At 61.5% G+C, this 18,071-nt stretch carries 21 protein-coding genes; 9 read left to right on the forward strand and 12 right to left on the reverse strand.

The window, feature by feature from the left end; all coding sequences use genetic code 11:
* Positions 1-159: 159 nt before the first annotated feature.
* The 4 genes from AC3WKX_RS31795 to AC3WKX_RS31810 all read right to left on the reverse strand — a co-directional run bounded on the left by AC3WKX_RS31795 (position 160) and on the right by AC3WKX_RS31810 (position 3,244).
* Complete coding sequence (locus tag AC3WKX_RS31795) at positions 160-561, reverse strand: ExbD/TolR family protein (RefSeq protein WP_003218118.1); 402 nt, start codon at positions 559-561, stop codon at positions 160-162.
* Position 562: 1 nt separating this feature from the next.
* Complete coding sequence (locus AC3WKX_RS31800; RefSeq protein WP_085984637.1) at positions 563-1,288, reverse strand: MotA/TolQ/ExbB proton channel family protein; 726 nt, start codon at positions 1,286-1,288, stop codon at positions 563-565.
* A gap of 51 nt (positions 1,289-1,339) precedes the next feature.
* Entirely contained in the window at positions 1,340-2,152 is an 813-nt protein-coding gene (locus AC3WKX_RS31805) for an energy transducer TonB (protein ID WP_003218120.1), read from the reverse strand.
* A gap of 240 nt (positions 2,153-2,392) precedes the next feature.
* Positions 2,393-3,244 carry a LysR family transcriptional regulator gene (locus tag AC3WKX_RS31810; protein WP_102606280.1) on the reverse strand — a complete coding sequence of 284 codons (852 nt, stop codon included), beginning with the start codon at positions 3,242-3,244 and terminating at the stop codon, positions 2,393-2,395.
* Positions 3,245-3,349: 105 nt separating this feature from the next.
* Between AC3WKX_RS31810 and AC3WKX_RS31815 the strand changes: the two genes are divergently transcribed.
* From AC3WKX_RS31815 to AC3WKX_RS31845, 7 genes are all read left to right on the forward strand, one after another.
* Positions 3,350-3,811, forward strand: coding sequence for a nucleoside deaminase (locus AC3WKX_RS31815; RefSeq protein WP_102606281.1), 462 nt, complete (start codon positions 3,350-3,352; stop codon positions 3,809-3,811).
* Entirely contained in the window at positions 3,798-4,997 is a 1,200-nt protein-coding gene (locus AC3WKX_RS31820) for a CynX/NimT family MFS transporter (RefSeq protein ID WP_008433709.1), read from the forward strand. Before AC3WKX_RS31815 ends, AC3WKX_RS31820 begins: the two co-directional genes overlap by 14 nt.
* Positions 4,998-5,071: 74 nt before the next feature.
* Positions 5,072-6,004: a LysR family transcriptional regulator gene (locus tag AC3WKX_RS31825; protein WP_102606282.1), complete on the forward strand. Its 933-nt coding sequence runs from the start codon at positions 5,072-5,074 to the stop codon at positions 6,002-6,004.
* 130 nt (positions 6,005-6,134) lie between these two features.
* Positions 6,135-7,307 (forward strand): L-dopachrome tautomerase-related protein, encoded by a 1,173-nt coding sequence (locus tag AC3WKX_RS31830; RefSeq protein ID WP_003218125.1) that lies wholly within the window; start codon positions 6,135-6,137, stop codon positions 7,305-7,307.
* Between the two features lie 12 nt (positions 7,308-7,319).
* Positions 7,320-8,201 (forward strand): LysR family transcriptional regulator, encoded by an 882-nt coding sequence (locus tag AC3WKX_RS31835; RefSeq protein WP_102606283.1) that lies wholly within the window; start codon positions 7,320-7,322, stop codon positions 8,199-8,201.
* A 15-nt stretch (positions 8,202-8,216) separates the two neighbouring features.
* Positions 8,217-9,074 (forward strand): glycine betaine ABC transporter substrate-binding protein, encoded by an 858-nt coding sequence (locus AC3WKX_RS31840; protein ID WP_102606284.1) that lies wholly within the window; start codon positions 8,217-8,219, stop codon positions 9,072-9,074.
* A 121-nt stretch (positions 9,075-9,195) separates the two neighbouring features.
* Entirely contained in the window at positions 9,196-9,507 is a 312-nt protein-coding gene (locus AC3WKX_RS31845; RefSeq protein ID WP_003218128.1) for a putative quinol monooxygenase, read from the forward strand.
* A gap of 38 nt (positions 9,508-9,545) precedes the next feature.
* On the opposite strand, the gene AC3WKX_RS31850 is transcribed toward AC3WKX_RS31845, so the two are convergent.
* Complete coding sequence (locus tag AC3WKX_RS31850) at positions 9,546-10,625, reverse strand: fatty acid desaturase (RefSeq protein WP_102606285.1); 1,080 nt, start codon at positions 10,623-10,625, stop codon at positions 9,546-9,548.
* Between the two features lie 101 nt (positions 10,626-10,726).
* On the opposite strand from AC3WKX_RS31850, the gene AC3WKX_RS31855 reads away from it, so the two are divergent.
* Complete coding sequence (locus tag AC3WKX_RS31855; RefSeq protein WP_102606286.1) at positions 10,727-11,731, forward strand: AraC family transcriptional regulator; 1,005 nt, start codon at positions 10,727-10,729, stop codon at positions 11,729-11,731.
* A gap of 145 nt (positions 11,732-11,876) precedes the next feature.
* Here the strand turns inward: AC3WKX_RS31855 and AC3WKX_RS31860 are convergent, their stop codons facing one another.
* Both AC3WKX_RS31860 and AC3WKX_RS31865 read right to left on the reverse strand, forming a co-directional pair.
* A complete protein-coding gene (locus AC3WKX_RS31860) occupies positions 11,877-12,242 on the reverse strand; it encodes a response regulator (protein ID WP_003218132.1) in 366 nt (121 codons plus the stop codon).
* A gap of 38 nt (positions 12,243-12,280) precedes the next feature.
* A complete protein-coding gene (locus tag AC3WKX_RS31865) occupies positions 12,281-12,967 on the reverse strand; it encodes a Crp/Fnr family transcriptional regulator (protein ID WP_003218134.1) in 687 nt (228 codons plus the stop codon).
* 83 nt (positions 12,968-13,050) lie between these two features.
* Here AC3WKX_RS31865 and AC3WKX_RS31870 point away from each other — a divergent pair, with 83 nt between their 5' ends.
* Positions 13,051-13,575: an Mpo1 family 2-hydroxy fatty acid dioxygenase gene (locus AC3WKX_RS31870; RefSeq protein ID WP_003218136.1), complete on the forward strand. Its 525-nt coding sequence runs from the start codon at positions 13,051-13,053 to the stop codon at positions 13,573-13,575.
* Between the two features lie 126 nt (positions 13,576-13,701).
* Here AC3WKX_RS31870 and AC3WKX_RS31875 read toward each other — a convergent pair whose 3' ends face one another.
* The 5 genes from AC3WKX_RS31875 to oscA form a co-directional block, all read right to left on the reverse strand.
* On the reverse strand, positions 13,702-14,682 hold the full coding sequence (locus tag AC3WKX_RS31875; RefSeq protein WP_003218138.1) for a sulfate/molybdate ABC transporter ATP-binding protein: 981 nt from the start codon (positions 14,680-14,682) through the stop codon (positions 13,702-13,704).
* A 3-nt stretch (positions 14,683-14,685) separates the two neighbouring features.
* Positions 14,686-15,558, reverse strand: coding sequence for a sulfate ABC transporter permease subunit CysW (gene cysW, locus AC3WKX_RS31880; RefSeq protein WP_003218139.1), 873 nt, complete (start codon positions 15,556-15,558; stop codon positions 14,686-14,688).
* Between the two features lie 13 nt (positions 15,559-15,571).
* Positions 15,572-16,390 (reverse strand): sulfate ABC transporter permease subunit CysT, encoded by an 819-nt coding sequence (cysT, locus tag AC3WKX_RS31885; RefSeq protein WP_003218141.1) that lies wholly within the window; start codon positions 16,388-16,390, stop codon positions 15,572-15,574.
* 163 nt (positions 16,391-16,553) lie between these two features.
* Positions 16,554-17,564: a sulfate ABC transporter substrate-binding protein gene (locus AC3WKX_RS31890; RefSeq protein WP_003218143.1), complete on the reverse strand. Its 1,011-nt coding sequence runs from the start codon at positions 17,562-17,564 to the stop codon at positions 16,554-16,556.
* Positions 17,565-17,640: 76 nt separating this feature from the next.
* Positions 17,641-17,823, reverse strand: a complete 183-nt coding sequence (gene oscA / locus AC3WKX_RS31895) for a sulfur starvation response protein OscA (RefSeq protein ID WP_003170956.1) — start codon at positions 17,821-17,823, stop codon at positions 17,641-17,643.
* Positions 17,824-18,071 lie beyond the last annotated feature (248 nt).

Consider the following 18,071-nt stretch of genomic DNA (forward strand, 5'->3'; position numbering starts at 1 on the left):
TTTGGGGCGTTTGCCAAAAGTGACCCGCTGTAAGAGCGGAACCATAAGCCGCCGTTACCTAAATAACGGATATGTACCCAGCCCCCCAAAACCACAGCCCAAAAAAAAGGCCGCACCCTGCCAAGGAGACGGCCAAAAAAATTGTCGAGGCATTTGAAACTAACGTGCAGTAATCACCGACAGCTTGGTAATCCCCGCCCGCTCAATCGACGCCATGGCTCGCGCCACTTCGCCGTAGTTCACTCCATCATCAGCCTGCAGTTGCACCCGCACATCCGGGTCCTTGGCCTTGGCCGACTGCAAGTTGAATTCCAGCAAATCCGGCTGGATTTCATCCTTGTTGATAAACAGTTTGCCGGCCGCATCAATGCTCACCACCAGCGGGTCCTTCTGCTCCACCGGGGCCACCGCCTCGGTCTTGGGCAAGTTGATCGGAATCGCATTGGTCAACAACGGCGCCGTGACGATAAACACCACCAGCAGCACCAGCATCACGTCCACCAGCGGCGTAACGTTGATCTCGCTCAGCACCTCATCACTGTCTTGCGTGGAGAAGGCCATCTCAGGACGCCTCCTTCACTTTTTGCGCGCCACCCTGGGCACCGGCCTTGCTCAGCGTCGGGTGCAGCAGCACGCGGAACGAGTTCTTCTGCGCCAGGCTGTAGAAGTCGTGGGCGAAGTCGTCCAGGTCAGCAGCCGTGAGCTTCAGGCGACGCAGGAAGTAGTTGTAAACCAGCACCGCCGGCACCGCGACGGCAATACCCACACCCGTGGCAACCAGTGCCGCACCGATCGGCCCGGCCACGGTTTCGAGGCTGGCGGAACCGGCGGCGCTGATGCCTTTCAGGGCTTCCATGATCCCCCACACAGTGCCGAACAGACCGATAAACGGCGAGGTGCTGCCGATACTCGCAACCACGGCCAGGCCGGTCTCCAGGGAGCGACGCTCACGCACGATCTGTTGGCGCAAAGCGCGTTCAAGACGGTCCTGATGGTTGATCGCCTGGCTCAGGTCAGCAGCGTGTGGCGCCTCACCCACCTGGATCGCGGCGTAACCAGCCTGGGCCACACGAGCGGCGGCGCCGGGTTTGGTTTCGGCCAACTCAGCGGCCGAGTCCAGGCTGGATGCCGCCCAGAACTGTTTGTGGAACTTGCGATCCTGGGACTTGAGGCGGCCGAACTGGACGCCCTTGAGCAGGGCCAGGCCCCAGGTAGCGACCGAAAAGACCACCAGCAGCCAGATCACCGCGCTTTCGATGGATTCAGTTGGAGATGCTAATGCCATGATGTTTTCCCTCTGTGCAGGTCGCGATGTGTCCAACACACCGCCTCCCAATAATTAATGAATCTTGAAATCGATCGGTACGCTGACCCAGCCGTCCTGGGCCACATCACCCTGCTTGGCCGGTACAAAACTCCAGCGCTTCACGGCAGCCAGTGCGGCTTCGTCGAGTTGCTGGCGACCACTGCTTTTCTGAATCTGGATCTCACCCGGCTTGCCGGTGGCCAATACATGCACCCGCAACAGCACCGTGCCTTCCCAACCCCGGCGCTGGGCCAGTGACGGGTATTCGGGCGCCGGGTTCTTCAGGTACGCGGCGTTGGCCGAGGCCGGTGTGACCGGCGCGGGCGCAGGCGGTGCCGGCGGTGCTGGAGCCGGTGGCGCGGGTACAGGCGGCGCGGGCGGCTGCTCGGCTACCGGTTTCGGTGCGGGCTTGGGCACAGGCTTCGGCACCGGCTTGGGTTTCGGAATCTTTTTCGGCGCCGGCTTGGCGGCCAATTCATCAACCACCGGCGGCGGTGGCTCGACAACCGGTGGCGGCGGCGGTGGCGGTACAGGCGGTGGCGGCTCCACAACCGGCGGTGCCGGCTGGGAAAATTCGATCGTCATCGGCGGGATTTCCGGCGGCACAATCGGCAGCACCGGGGTTGGCTTCTGGCTGACCCAATAGATCACCGCGCCATGCAAGGCCAGCGCGAGAATCCCCAACAGGATCGCTTCACGCCGACTCAACACACCCTTCGGGGTTTTCTGCGTACGCAACTGCCCCAACGGCGCGCGATGCGGCCGGCCAAGGTCGACCAACTCACCACCCGGTGCGTGGCGCCACTGCGCCTCTTGTGCACTGGCGGCGGTCTGGACATTGCCCATTGATTAACTCCCCTGCGGTCTTAAGCAAAAAAACCGACGGGCCTGCCTTGGCGGCCGTCGAGGGCTGAATCATCGGGGGCAGACGCTTATCTCTTAAAGTAATCTTTAAAGTTATAGATAGATCTAAATTGAATAACCGAAACATCCGGATACGCCGAAGCCACGTCCTGCGCGGCCTGGCGCCGAAGGGGAAAATCTCAATGCTTTTGAGGCATACAAAATATTCACTGAAGGCATGGCTCAGCGTGGATTACCGGCACACAAATCCTGCAATTGGCGTAGCAACGCCTGCCCGGCCGCACCAAGGCCGTTACGGCCATACAGCGCCAGCCGCACGCCCTGCACCGCAGGCAAACCGCTGTTCGCGCCCAACACCACGTGCCCGGGCTGCACCACCCGCACCGGCAACAGGCTGATCCCCAGTCCCGCCGCCACCGCCGAACACACGCTGGCCAAGCTGGCGCTGGAATAACCGATGCGCCAGCGCCAGCCGCCCACCTCCAGGTGATGCAGCATTTCATTGCGGTACAGGCCGCCAGCGGGAAACGCCACCAACGGCAGCGGATCACGTCCCAGGGACGGCGAACTGCGGCTGTCGACCCAACACAACGGCTCCGGCCAGGACACCAGGCAGTCATCGCTGTCACCCATTTGCTTGACCAGCAGCACGTCGAATTCACCGCCGCGATAATCCCGCAACAATTCCGGCCCCAAGCCGCTGGTGACCTCCAGGCGCACCCGGGGATAAGCCTGCACAAACGCCGACAGCAGCGGCATCAGACGCTCGGCCGCAAAATCCTCGGGCACCGCCAGGCGCAACACGCCATCGCTCTGCTGATTGATCAGCACGTCGGCCGCCTCTTCGTGCAGCGCCAGGATGCGCCGCGCATACGCCAGCAACCGCTCACCCTCCACCGTGGCCACCACGCGGCGCTGATCCCGGTCGAGTACCTGGCTGCCCAGTGCATCTTCCAGGCGGCGGATCTGTTGGCTGACCGTGGACTGGGTCAAGTGCAGCCGCTCGGCCGCGCGGGTGAAATTGCCGCAATCGACGACGGCAACAAAGCTGCGCAACAACACAGGATCGAACATGGGCTCACCATTCCATTTGCCACTGATTGGCATGGTTATATTTAATTTCAGAATACCCCTGTGGCTGCCCATACTTCACGCCTCATTGCGCACGAGGGGTTTTCCATGACTGACGATCAACAGCATCTGCATCACGCCGTGCAACTGGCCAAGGCCAACGTAGCCGCCGGTGGCCGCCCGTTTGGTGCCGTGCTGGTGCGCGACGGCAAGGTGCTGGTGGAAGCGGTCAACGAAATCCACTTGAGCCAGGACCCCACCGCCCACGCCGAGATGCTCGCCATCCGCGCCGCCAGCCAACAACTCGGCCCGCGCCTCGACGGTTGTGTGATCTACGCCAGCGGCCAGCCCTGCCCGATGTGCCTGAGTGCAATGCACCTGTGCGGCATATCCCGCGTGGTATTCGCCGCCAGCAATGACGTGGCGGCGCCCTTTGGTTTGTCCACAGCAGCGATCTACCAGCAACTGGCGCTGCCGCTGGCGGAGCAAAAATTGCCCGTGCAGCACCTGCCGCAGGCAGCGATGCAAGCCCTTTACCGCGAGTGGCAGGCCCTGCATGACGCTGAATAATTCGTTCGCCGGCAAGCTCGCCGGTTGGGGTTTGCTGGTGGTGCTCGGCCTGAACCTGCGGCCCATCCTCAGTTCCATCAGCCCGTTGCTGGGGGAAATCCGTCTGGCCACCGGCCTGAGTTTCCAGAGCAGCGCCCTGCTCACCAGCCTGCCGGTGATCTGCATGGGCCTGGTGGCGTTGGTGGGGGTGCGCCTGGAGGCGAAGCTGGGGGAGCGTCGCGGAATCGCCCTGGGCTTGATGATGATTCTGCTGGCGTGCCTCGCGCGCTGGCTGTTTGGCCAGGCGCCGGCGCTGCTGGCCACGGCATTGTTCGGCGGTGCGGGTGTGGCGCTGATCCAGGCGCTGGTGCCGGCGATGATCAAACGCCAGTTTCACCAGCGCGTGCCGTTGGCGATGGGGGTTTACTCGGCTTCGCTGATGGGCGGCGGTGGCTTGGCCGCGCTGCTCAGCCCGTTGGTGGCGGGGCATTTCCAGCAGTGGCAGGCGGGGCTCGGGATCTGGCTGCTACCGGCCCTGGGCGCACTATTGTTGTGGGCGTGGCTGCCATTGGGTGCGGCGAAAAACCCGCAGGTGACGGCGCCGTTCCAGGGCCTGCGCAACCGTCGGGCGTGGTTGCTGGCGCTGTATTTCGGCCTGGTGAATTGCGGCTACATGAGCATGGTCGCGTGGCTGCCGGCCTACTACCAGCAGTTGGGTTGGGGCGTACTGCCCAGTGGTTCGCTGCTGGCGTTCATGACGATCTTCCAGGTAATCGCCGCGCTGCTGATGCCCGCACTGGCGCAACGTGGCATTGATCGTCGACCGTTACTGAGCATCAGCCTGCTGGCCCAGACCGTGGGCTATATCGGCCTGCTGACGGCGCCGCTGGAATTCCCCCACCTGTGGGTGGCGTTGATCGGTTTCGGCCTGGGAGCGTGTTTCGCCCTGAGCCTGTTGCTGACCCTGGATCACCGCCGCGACCCTCGGGAGGCCGGCCAACTGGCGGCGTTCGTCCAGGGCGTGGGCTTTTTGATCAACGCCGTATCACCGTGGCTGACCGGCTGGCTGCGGGAATTGACTGGCAGTTTCGTAAGCGCCTGGATGGTGCTGACGCTGACGGTGGTGGCGATGCTGATACTCACCCGGGTGTTCAGCCCGGCCACCTACCGCACAGGCTCTATGGATATGCAATTTGAATCTAGATAAAACAATGAACATTCTTTTGCGGAATAAGCGAGGCGATTAGAATCGCGGTTTCCTTCAGGACGCCGGAAAACTCCATGGACCTTCGCCAACTGCGCTACTTCATTGCTCTGAACGAGTACCGCAGTTTTGTGCGCGCCGCCGACGCCATGGGCATTACCCAGCCGGCGTTCAGCCGCAGCATCCAAAGCCTGGAACAGGAGTTTGGCTGTGTGCTGGTGGACCGCGCCCACAAAGACCTGCGCCCCACTCCGGAGGGCCAGGTGGTGTTGCAACATGCCTTGTCGCTCGTTCAGGGCGCGGCGCGGCTGAGCCACGAAGTCACCCGCATGACCAAGCTCGACGCCGGCGAATTGCGCTTTGGCTGCGATGCCGTGGCGGCGGTGAACCTGGTGCCTGGAGCGATCGCACGGTTTGTCGGCGCTCATCCACGAGTACGCAGCGGTTTGCATGTGGATAACTGGGAAAAACTCGGACGCAGTTTGAGTCGCGAAGAGATCGAATTCTTCATCGCCGATGTGCGCCACTTCGAGGCCGATCCGAACTTCCAGACCCAGGCCCTGACACCCCGGCGCAACGTATTTTTCTGCCGCGCCGGGCACCCGTTACTGGCCAAGGACAGCCTCTCGACCAACGACTTGTTTGACTACCCGCTGGCCACACCGCTGATCGCTCCCGGGGTACGCAAGCTACTGGCCAACCTGAGCGGGCGTGTCGACTTTTCTCCCGCTATCGAACTGGAGCAGTTTGCGGCGCTGGCGGCCATCGTGCACCAGTCCAATGCGATTGGCCTGGGTGCCGAGGATGCGTTTGCCGAAGACTTTGCCCGTGGCGCATTGACGGTGCTGCACTGGCGCAACGTGCCTCACAGCCTCGACAGTTTGAACAACCGCTGCGGGATCATCAGCCGTACCGGGTTTCGCTTGTCGCCGGCGGCGAAGGCGATGATCGAAACCCTGATCGCCGTGGATACCCCCTCTGCTGAAGCAAGCTTGCTCGCCCGCAATTAAAGAACCAGGCTTGCGCGCGACAGCCCATTCTCTTGATTTCAATGAAACTGTTATCGGCAATCAGCGGGTTTTTTCGCCTGCCGGGAACCGACACCATTGGCTCCAGAACAGAAAAACCTGGAGCCCTGCCATGTACTTGAAATACCCAATCAGTTGGACTGCCCTTGCCTTGGCAGCGGCCCTCACCGGCACCGCCGCCCAGGCTTCCATGCCGGCGAACCTGCCCGCCGATCAGAGCGTTGGCGCCATCGAGCAGGTGCACGCCTTCCACGATGCCATGCCCACCGGCGTGAGCGTTACCGAGACCGGACGCATCTTTGTCAACTTTCCTCGCTGGGGCGACGAGGTGCCGTTTACCGTCGCAGAATTGCGCGACGGCAAAGTCGTACCCTACCCTGACCAGGCGATAAACCAGGCCAACCCCAAAGACCCGGCCAAAGGGTTTATCAGCGTACAAAGCGTGGTGGCCGACGGGCGCGGACGCCTCTGGATACTGGACACCGCGGCGCCTGGCTTCTCGCCTCCACAGCCAGGTGGTGCCAAGCTCGTCGCAGTTGAGCTCGCCACCAACAAGGTGGTCAAGACCCTCGTATTCCCGAAAAACGTCATGCTGCCCGGCACCTACGTCAACGACATGCGCTTTGATTTTCGCGTGGGTGACCAAGGCGTGATCTATATCACCGACTCTTCACTTACCGGCCCGGGCGCGATCATCGTCATGGACATCGCCAGTGGCACGGCCATACGCCGGCTCAGTGGTGCACCCTCGACCTCGGTCGACCCGAACTTCGTACCCACGGTCGAAGGCCAGGTCCTGAAAGTGCGGGATGCCAAAGGCGGCACCCAGCCTTTTGCCGTGGCTTCGGACGGCATCGCCCTGTCGGCTGATGGGCAGACCTTGTATTTCTGCCCGCTGTCGAGTCGGCACCTGTACGCCATCCCCACGGCACTGCTGCGTGACGAGACAGTCAGCGAAGCACGGCTCGAAATGGCGGTCAAAGACCTCGGGGAAAAAGGCGCCTCGGACGGGCTTGAAGCCGACGCCTCGGGGGCCGTGTATGCCGGCGACTACGAAAACAACAGCGTGCGCAAACGGCTGGCGAACGGGCAATGGCAGACCATCGTCCATGATCCGCGTGTGCTTTGGCCCGACACACTGTCAATCGGTCCTGATGGCTACCTGTACTTCATCGCCAATCAGCTGCACCGCCAAAGCATCTTTCACGCAGGCAAAGACTTGCGCCAGAAACCCTACAGCCTGCTGCGCGTGAAGATCGATGCCGCGCCGGCGCCCACACACTAGCGGCGCCGAAGCATGAATATTGATGCGTTGAACCTGTTCATGCGATCAACAGAGCTGGGCAATATCACCGCAGCCGGCAGGGAGCTGGGACTCGCGCCCTCGGTGGCCAGCCACAAACTGGCGAAGCTTGAAGAATACCTGGGCATGCGCCTGCTGCATCGCACCACTCGCCAGGTCAGCCTGACCGAAGACGGTGCGCTGTTTCTGCCCCATGCAATCCGGGTGCTGGCAGCCGTGGACGAGGCCTATCTGGTCGCGGTGAAAGGCAAGGACGTGGCCAAGCGGGTGTTAAGAGTATCCGCCCCCGGGTCCTTCGCGCGGATGTGCCTGATGCCGGCCATTACCCGGTTCCTGCACGCCAACCCGAAGCTGAAGATCGACCTGATACTGTCCGATCAAATGCAGGACCTGACCGAGATCGGGATTGATGTGGCAATCCGCATCGCCGCCCTGAAGGACTCATCCCTGGTGGCGCGCAAGCTCGGCTGCGACCGACGCATCCTGTGTGCGGCACCCGCCTACCTCCAGGCGCATGGCGAACCGACTTCACCTGCGGAGCTGGCCAATCATTCCTGCATCCTGCTGGGCGACGAGGACCATTGGCGTTTCGTGGGTGCCCAGTCACACAAAGTCACGACAATCAGTGGTTCGCTCAGAGTCAATTGCGGCGAAAGCGCACGGCTTGCCGCGGAGGGTGGGCTCGGCATCGTCTCTGTTTCACAGTGGAACGTCAGGCCCTCACTGGAAAGCGGCGCATTGGTGGAAATCATGCCGTCCTGTGTCCTGGAGCAAACCCGGGATATCTGGGCGATCTACCCCAGCGCGCGGTTGATCTCATCCAAGGCTCGGGCTTTCGTCGAGTTCATGATCGCCGAGTTCCAGGGCGATTTTTAGCATAGGGAAAAAATCATGACGGTGACTCACCAAGCTGCAGGCAAAACAAATCTCGCGAGCGGTCCACGCGTCGTTCGACTAGGGGTGACAGACTTGTCGTTCCATCGGGTTACCGCTGGGGTGGTAGCGCTGGTGTTGCAACGCATGGGCCTGACCGTTGAGCGCCACTATGCCCTGCACGAGGAAAACTTCGAGCAGTTGCGCAAAGGCTCGGTCGACATGCTGGTCTCCGCCTGGATTCCTTTCAGCCACGGGCTGTACAAGCAAGCGGTGGAGGCAGTGACGCCCACTCGCGAACTGGGCCTGCACTATCAGCCTTATGCCTTGTGGGGAGTGCCGGACTATGTCAGCGAGCATGACGTGGAATCCATCGAGGACCTGCTCAAGCCCGACGTCCGGGCCCGGATGAACCCGCTGATCCAGGGGATCGGCCCGGGTGCGGGCATTACCCGCTTCTCGCTGAAAATCATGGACGAATACGGGTTGAACGACGCCGGATATCGGTTCCGCACGGGCAGCCAGGACGATTGTATTAAGGCGTTCGAGGCGCTGTATCAGCAGCGGCGCTGGGGCATCGTGCCGCTGTGGCATCCTCAGTTCCTGCACCACCGTTATCGAATTCGCGACCTGAAAGACCCCAAGGGATTACTCGGCAGTGTTGATAGAGCGGTGCTGCTGGCGCGCGAGGATCGCTTGGTATTACTCACGGCTGCCGAGATCCAGGTACTGGACAATATCCGCCTCTCCAACCTCATCGTTGCCGAACTCGATGATGCGCTCAACCGTGGCGGGCAATCCGCGGATGACGCCGCGATCGATTGGCTGGCAAGGCATCCCGACACCCTGCGCGCCTGGCTCGCCCCCCTGGCCTGATTGGGCAACGAGGCCTTTTACGAATTCTGAATTCGCGGCGGGCTGGCTACAAGCGCCTGCTCACTGAGGCTAGTTTGGCGATGCAGATGTTCTGCAATCTCCCCAAACCGAGGATTCCAACATGCTCTACCTGGTTTTCAGCGGCACCATCAAAGAAGGCAAACAGGCCGAGTTCTATCGTGATGTAGCGGCCGTTTCACAAAAGCTCACCCACCAGCACGACAAGGCCGTGGTCTATCAATGGCATAAGGATGAAGAGAACCCCAACCGGTTCTTTCTCAACGAACAGTGGGAAAGCGTCGCGGACCTGCACGCGCATTTCGAAACGCTCTACAAAGCCTTCGGCCCGGCGAAACCCACCGAGCGCCTGCCGGCGAAAATCCTCGCGTACCTGGATGAAGCACAGGTGAACTTCTACCAGGCCATTCAGTAAATCGCACCCGGTCACCCCAGGGTGACCGGGACGCTTGCTCAGCTCGCTGTCCTTTCCACCGGGTTGAGTTCGCTCAGCCGTCCCTCCTGGCGCGCAAACCGATTGGCCCGGGCAAACGTGCCAAAATCGTTGAAGCGCACGCCCATCTCAGCCATCACCTTGTGCGCCGCCTTCACCGTCATCTGACGGATATAGAACGGCTCCTTGACCACAAAATGGTGAATCCCGTGGGTGCTGCCGAAGTTGAAGCAGAACGCTTGCAACGGCCACAGCCACCACGGGTTGAGTACCTGGGTTTGCTGGATCACGTTGCCCGGCTCGATGTCGCCGTAGTAGTGCATGTTGGAGCTGACAAAGTGCAGGCAGAAGGTACGCAGCACGTTGGGGCCGATGATCACCACGGCGGCGATGTCGATGACTTGCATCACCGCCAGCGTGTTGGCCGACCAGTCGATCGGCGCGCCCAGCAGGCTGGCGATGCCATTGGCGGCATGAAAGCCGAGGAACACATACCACGCGCCCCAATGCAGCAGCGCCAGCGGTGCGTAGACCAGCGCCGTGCGCTTGAGAATGCCCAGCTTGTGCTTCCAGGACGGTGCCCGCAGCACCCGGATCAGTGCCGACATGATGTTGTCGCCGACCATCAGCAAACGTGCCAGGCCCCACGGTTCACCGTTGGTGATCGCGCGCTCTTCGATGTCGGTTTCGCTGCCGGAAACCTTGTGGTGATTGAGGTGGATATGGCGTCGTACCCAAGGGTTGATGGTGCTGGGCCGCGCCAGCCACACCAGGCCCATCATCAGGTTGTGGGGCAGGCGCTGCTTGCGAAAGTACATGCTGTGGATCAGGTCGTGTTCCAGTTCGTGGGTCAATGACGCGAGGAATGCGTTGAGCAGCAGGCACACCCACCACGCCATGTGCCCGGTGATATACAGCGCCGCCGAACCCAGCATGCCCACCAGGGCAAAGGCCAGGATGCCCGCGCCCAACGCATCCTGATGCAGCAGCCAGGGGTGGCGCTGGCGCAATAACAGCCCCTCGGCCAGCACCACTTCACGAATATGCGCTGAACGCTGTTGTGCGTTCATCTGCCGGGGGCTTGCAGAAGTACCGTCCATGCTTCCATCCTCTGTCTTATTGATGCGTACATCCTGCCCTATGCGATCTGGCGGGACGCTAGCCCCACACGCCAACCTGTTGACCGCAAGCGCCAATCAACATGACCGAACCGACCTCTCTCGCCAGCTGGACCCGCGCCCTGCGCAAGCAGCTCGACGCCCTGGGCCTCGACAGCGCCGCGCTGTGCGCCCAGGCCGGGCTCGACCCGCAGTTGATGGAAGATCCGAACGCGCGCTACCCGCTATCGGCCACCACGCGCCTGTGGGAACTGGCGGTACAGGTCAGCGGCGACCCGGCGATTGGCTTGCGGGTGTCGCGGTTTGTCAGCCCCACCACCTTTCACGCGCTGGGTTATGCGCTGGTGGCCAGCGGCAGCCTGCGGGAAGTGTTCGAGCGGATCGTGCGCTATCACCAGGTAGTCAGCGACGCCCTGAGCCTGGAGCTTAGCCGTGAGGGCGAACGTTACCGCTTTCGCCTGCAACAGCCCGCCGGTACACCCGCACCCGCGTTTGAGGCGATTGATGCGTTCGCCGCGATTTACGTGCGCACCTGCCGCAATCGCCTGGGCCGGGAGTACGCACCGCTGGCGGTGTACCTGCGGCGGCCCGAGCCGGCTGATCCCAAGCCGTGGCACACGGTATTTCGCGCGCCGGTGTTTTTTGCCGCCGAGGAAGACCGTCTGGAATTTGCGGCACGGGACTTTGACAGCCACCTGGACGATGCCAACCCCGAGTTGGCCGAGCACAATGAAACCGTGCTCAAGCGCACCCTGGCGCAACTGCGGCCGCTGACCTGGGAACGCAAGGTGCGTTCGGCCATTGAGGCGCAGTTGCCTGACGGTGAACCGAGTGCCGAGCGCATCGCCCAGGCGTTGCATTTGAGTTTGCGCAGCTTGCAGCGGCATCTGGCGGATGAGGGCTGCCGGTTTGATGCGCTGCTGAACGAATGCCGGGAGAACCTCGCGCTGCTGCATCTGCGGGACCCCGAGTGTTCGCTGGCGGAGATCAGTCATTTGCTGGGGTTTGCCGATACCAGCAGCTTCAACCGGGCGTTCAAGCGCTGGACCGGGATGACGCCGGGGCAGTTTCGGGATGGGTTGAGGTAGCTGGAGTTGCGGTGGCTATGAGGGCCTCTTCGCGAGCAAGCCCGCTCCCACATTTGACCACATTCCAAAGGATGTACTCGGTCAAATGTGGGAGCGGGCTTGCTCGCGAAAGCGGTCAATCAAACACCCCAAAAGCCAGTGGCAGTCAGCGCCCCCGATCCCGCCGCAACACCTTCTTAACCCGCGCCACCAACGCCCGGGCCTCAAACGGCTTGAGCAAATAATCATCCTCATGCAATTCCAGCCCACGCAGCCGATCTTCAATCCCGTCCGGCGTGGTCAAAAACAACATCGGCGTCTCACCCTTCAACCGGATCGCCTGCTGCAGCTTCCAGGCATTCAGCCCCGGCAGCATCACATCCAGGATCACCAGGTCGTATTCGGTGCTTTCCACAAAGCGCAGGGCCGCCATGCCATTGGCCGCCACCTCCACCGTGTAGCTGGCCTCTTCAAGACTGCGGCCCATCGCCTCGGCCGCCTCTGACTCGTGTTCCACTAGCAGGACGCGCATAACACACCTCGAATAATCGTGAACGCAGGCTACCACCCTCAGGCATGCGCCGCCTCGCGCAAACGTTGCGGGTCGAGGATTTCGATCTCGCCATAGCCCAGGCGCACGATGCCCTGGCCTTGCAGGTCCTTGAGCAACGCATTGGTGGTCTGGCGCGACAGGCTCAGCATCGCGGCCAAGTCTTCCTGGGGCAGTTGCAGCACCTGCCGGGCCTGCTCGATGTCGCCATAGCCCTCGGCGATCATCAGCAGGCGGTGCGCCACCCGCACCGACGCCGGCATCAGGCTCAATTGCTCGATATTGATAAAGGTCAGGCGCAGTTTCTGGCTCATCAACAGGGCCATGTCGCGCCAGTAACGCGGAGTCTGTTCAAGAATGTGCAGCAACGCCGGCTGCGGTACCTGCAACAACGTACACGGCCCGACGGCGCAGGCATCGTGGGTGCGGGGCAACCCGTCGAACAATGAGATTTCGCCGAACCAGTATGGCAATTCCGCCAGGCTCAACACTGCCTCCTTGCCCTGCTCGTTCACCGCGCTGATGCGCAAGGAGCCTTCCAGCACCGCGTACAACCCACACGGCGGATCGCCGCGCTTGAACAGGTATTGCCCCGCCGTCAGCTGCCGCAACCGGGCGCTGGCCAGCAAGCTATTCTGTAAGTCAGCAGGCAGATGGCTGTACCAGTGACCGGTGGCCAGCCGTGGGTGCCATTTCTCTACATCCATGCGAACTCCGAAGATTGTCGGCCAGTTGACAGTGTGTCGTGGGCCTACAGGGCATGATCAAACATCCTACAGGAGGAACAACAATGAAAAGCCTCGTCGACCATCTCAGTCAATACGCCGCCTACCACCGCGACCCGCGCAATATCGCCAGCCACTTTATCGGCATCCCGCTGATCGTGGTGGCCGTGGCCGTGCTGCTGTCACGCCCCGAATGGACGGTGGCCGGGCTGTGGCTGTCGCCCGCGGTGGTAGTGGCGCTGCTTTCGGCATGGTTCTACCTGCGCCTGGAACTGGCGCTCGGCGTGCTGATGACGGTGCTGATGGGCCTGTCGGTGTGGGCCGGGCATGTGCTGGCGGCACAAAGCACGCTGGTGTGGCTGAGCAGCGGCATCGGCATGTTCGTGGTGGGCTGGGTGATCCAGTTTGTGGGGCATTACTACGAGGGGCGCAAACCGGCGTTTGTCGATGACGTGTCCGGGTTGATCGTGGGGCCGTTGTTTGTGGTGGCGGAGTTGGCGTTCCTGGTGGGGCTGCGGCATGACCTGAAGCGGCAGATTGAAGAGCGCTCGGGGCCCGTGGCCGTGCGGCACAAGAACGCCACGGCCTGAGCAACACTGGAGATCCAAATGTGGGAGCGGGCTTGCTCGCGAAAGCGGAGTGTCAGTCACCGGATGTACCGACTGAACCACCGCATTCGCGAGCAAGCCCGCTCCCACATGGGTTTTGCGGCGCTTTTAGGCTTTTTGCCAGACCTTGGGCTTGAAGAACAACGTCTCGCCCCGCGCCAAACCAGTCAGGCTGTCGTGGTCTTTTACCACTTCGGCTTCGATCAGTTCGCTCTGGCCTTCGACCTTCAGGGTCACCCGGGTGGTCGCGCCAAGCGGGCGAATATCACGCACTTCAGCCGCGTGGTGGTCTTCCAGTTCATGGCGCGACAGCGACACTTCATGCGGGCGGAACAGCACGTGCTTGTCTTCACCCAAATGCAGGCGGTTGGAGTCCCCGAGGAAGTGATAAACAAAATCACTGGCCGGGTTTTCGTAGACTTCGCCCGGTGAGCCAATCTGCTCGATCACGCCCTTGTTCATCACCACGATGCGGTCCGCCACTTCCATGGCTTCTTCCTGGTCGTGGGTCACGAACACCGAGGTCAGGTTGATGTCTTCGTGCAGGCGCGCCAGCCAGCGGCGCAGTTCTTTACGAACCTTGGCATCCAGGGCGCCGAAGGGTTCATCCAGCAGCAGCACTTTCGGCTCTACCGCCAGGGCGCGCGCCAGGGCGATACGCTGGCGCTGGCCGCCGGAGAGTTGTTCCGGGTAGCGATCCGACAGCCAATCGAGCTGCACCATGTTCAGCAGCTCGTGGACTTTCACGGCGATCTGGCTTTCGGTGGGGCGCTGGTTTTTCGGTTTCATGCGCAGGCCGAACGCGACGTTGTCGAACACGGTCATGTGGCGGAACAGCGCGTAGTGCTGGAACACAAAGCCGACGTTGCGATCACGCACGTCGTGGCCGGAGACGTCTTCACCATGGAACACGATGTTGCCGGCATCCGGGGTTTCGAGACCGGCGATGATCCGCAGCAGGGTGGTCTTGCCGCAGCCGGACGGGCCCAGCAACGCCACCAGCTCGCCACTCTGGATGTCCAGATTGATGCTGTTCAGGGCCTTGAAGGCGTTGAAATTCTTGCTGACATTACGGACTTCGATCGACATGACTTATTCCTCACCAGCACTTTTGCGCAGGCGGTTGATACGGTTCTCGCTCCACTGCTTGAGCAGCAGGATGAAGAGCGCCAGGATCAGCAACAGGCTCGCGACGGCAAACGCGGCGACGTGGTTGTATTCGTTGTAGAGGATCTCGACGTGCAGCGGCAAGGTGTTGGTCACGCCGCGAATGTGGCCGGACACCACCGACACCGCACCGAACTCACCCATGGCCCGCGCGGTACACAGCACCACGCCGTAGATCAGGCCCCACTTGATGTTCGGCACGGTGACATGCCAGAACATCTGCCAACCATTGGCGCCCAGCAGGCGCGCGGCCTCTTCTTCCTGGGTGCCCTGCTCCTGCATCAGCGGGATCAGCTCACGCGCCACGAACGGCACGGTGACGAAGATGGTCGCCAGCACGATGCCCGGCAAGGCGAACACGATCTGGATGTCATGGTCCTGCAGCCACGGGCCAAAGAAGCCCTGGGCGCCGAACATCAATACGTAGACCAGGCCGGCGATCACCGGCGATACCGAGAACGGCAGGTCGATCAGGGTCACCAGGATACTTTTGCCACGGAACGAGTACTTGCTCACGCACCAGGCGGCGCTGACGCCGAACACCACGTTGAGCGGTACCGAAATCACCACGGCGATCACCGTGAGTTTCAATGCCGACAGCGCGTCCGGCTCAAGGATCGCGGTGAAGAACGCACCCAGGCCATTCTTCAGGCCCTGGGACACCACGATAAACAGCGGCAGCAACAAAAACAGGAAGAACACCAGCCAGCCAAGGCTGATCAGGATGCGTCGGGACACCGCACTGCCACGACGGGCAGCGTTGGCCGAGGACGCGGCGGAAATAGACGATTGGGACATGTTCCGCGCCTCCTTATGGGTGTTCGATGCGCCGCTGCAGCAAGTTGATCAGCAGCAGCAGGACAAAGGAAACCACCAGCATCAGCACACCGATGGACGTGGCGCCGTGGTAGTCGTATTGGTCGAGCTTGACCATGATCAGCAACGGCAGGATCTCGGTTTTCATCGGCATGTTGCCGGCGATGAAGATCACCGAACCGTACTCACCGACACCTCGTGCAAACGCCAAGGCGAAGCCGGTCAACCAGGCAGGCAGCAGCGCCGGTACCAGGATGTAGCGGAACACTTGCAGGGGCTTGGCGCCGAGACAGGCGGCGGCTTCTTCGATTTCCCGGGGGATATCGGCCAACACCGGCTGCACGGTACGCACCACGAATGGCAGCGTGACGAAGGTCAGCGCGAGAGTGATGCCCAGGGGGGTGTAGGCGATCTTGAAGCCCAGGTCGGCGGCGAACTGGCCTACCAGGCCAGTGGGCGTGTACAGCGCGGTGAGTGCAATACCGGCGACGGCGGTGGGCAGGGCGAACGGCAAGTCGATCATCGCATCGATGATCTTGCGCCCGGGGAAGGTGTAGCGCACCAGTACCCATGCCAGCAGGGTACCGATCACGCCGTTGATGATCGCGGCATACAACGCAGTGCCGAAGCTCAGTTTCAACGCCGCCAGCACACGCGGTGCGGAGATGATGTTCCAGAACTGATCCCAGGTGAGTTGAGCGGCATGTACAAACATCGCCGCAAGGGGGATGAGTACGATCAGGCTGAGGTACACCACGGTGTAGCCCAGCGTCAGCCCGAAGCCGGGTATGACGGGGGAGATACGACGCGACATAAGAGTCCTTGGTTAGCGGGTAGATACCACTGTAGGAGCGAGCTTCTGTGGGAGCTGGCTTGCCTGCGATGCCGGCACCTCGGTGTATCAGTTACACCGAGGTGATGCTATCGCGGGCAAGCCCGGCTCCCACAGAAAGCTGGCTCCTACAGTTTGATTTTGCTTACTGCGCCGAGTAGATCTGGTCGAACACGCCACCGTCATTGAAGAATTTCGGTTGGGCAGTTTTCCAGCCGCCGAAGTCTTTGTCGATAGTCACCAGGTCCAGTTTCGGGAACTGCTGGGCGTATTTGGCGGCGACTTTCTCATCGCGTGGGCGGTAGAAGTTCTTCGCCGCAATCTCCTGGCCAGCCGGGCTGTACAGGTGCTTGAGGTACTCGGTGGCGATCTCGGTATTGCCCTTTTTCTCGGCGTTCTTGTCGACCACGGCCACTGGCGGCTCGGCGAGGATCGACAGCGAAGGTACAACGATGTCGAACTTGTCGGCGCCGCCGTCTTCCTTCAGGGCCAGGAAGGCTTCGTTTTCCCAGGCCAGCAACACGTCACCCTGACCGTTGTTGACGAAGGTGATGGTCGAACCGCGCGCGCCGGTGTCGAGGATCGGCACGTGCTTGAACAGCTCTTTCACGTATTCCTGGGCCTTGGCTTCGCTGCCACCGGCTTTCAGGCCGTAGGCCCAGGCGGCTAGGAAGTTCCAGCGGGCGCCGCCGGAGGTTTTCGGGTTCGGGGTGATCACCGACACGTCTTTCTTGATCAGGTCGCCCCAATCCTTGATGCCTTTAGGGTTGCCCTTGCGTACCAGGAACACGATGGTCGAGGTGTACGGGGTGCTGGCGTCCGGCAGGCGGGTTTGCCAGTTTTCCGGCAGGGTCTTGCCCAGTTTTGCGATTTCGTCGATGTCGCCGGCCAGGGCCAGGGTCACGACGTCGGCGCGCAGGCCGTCGATTACCGCGCGGCCCTGCTTGCCCGAACCACCGTGGGATTGCTGGATCTTGACGTTGTCACCCGGGTGCGACTGCTTCCAGAAGCTGGTGAATTCAGCGTTGTAGTCCTGGTAGAGCTCGCGGGTGGGGTCGTAAGACACGTTGAGCAGTTCGTAATCCTTGGCAACAGCGGAACCGGCAAACACGGCACTGGCCAGTGCTGCCAGGGCATAACGGCGAATCGACGACATAGAAGGCTCCTGAAATTCTTGGGTGTTGGCTTTTTTCTTATAGTTGCGGGTCTTGCAATCGAATCGCCGGTGTTGCTCAGCTCGGTTTGTTGCCCGGGTTCTGCAAACGGAATTTCTCTTTGCGTTCGATTTGTACTACCTGGGCGTTGTGCACAGTGATTTCCACCGCGCCAAACCGCAGATCGCGCAGGGCGCTCTGGATCTCGCGCAAAATGGCTGCTTCGTCCTGGCCGTCAACGCTACGTAGAGATGCGCTCATGGTCGTGCTCCTGAAATGAGAAGTGCCTCGCAGTGGCGGCACTGCTTGCGGCGTGAGGGCGATAGTAGATAAGCGCGGATATTCTTAAAAATACTATTTAAGAATGTTTATATAACCAGAAAGAATTTTCTGGTGGGACGAGGGGTTGCGAGGGGTTTTGCGGGACGACCCGTGAAATAAAGCCGTGTGGAGATCCAAATGTGGGAGCGGGCTTGCTCGCGAAGGCGGTGGGTCAGTGACAGATTTGC

The sequence above is a fragment of the Pseudomonas sp. GP01-A4 genome (assembly GCF_058780865.1).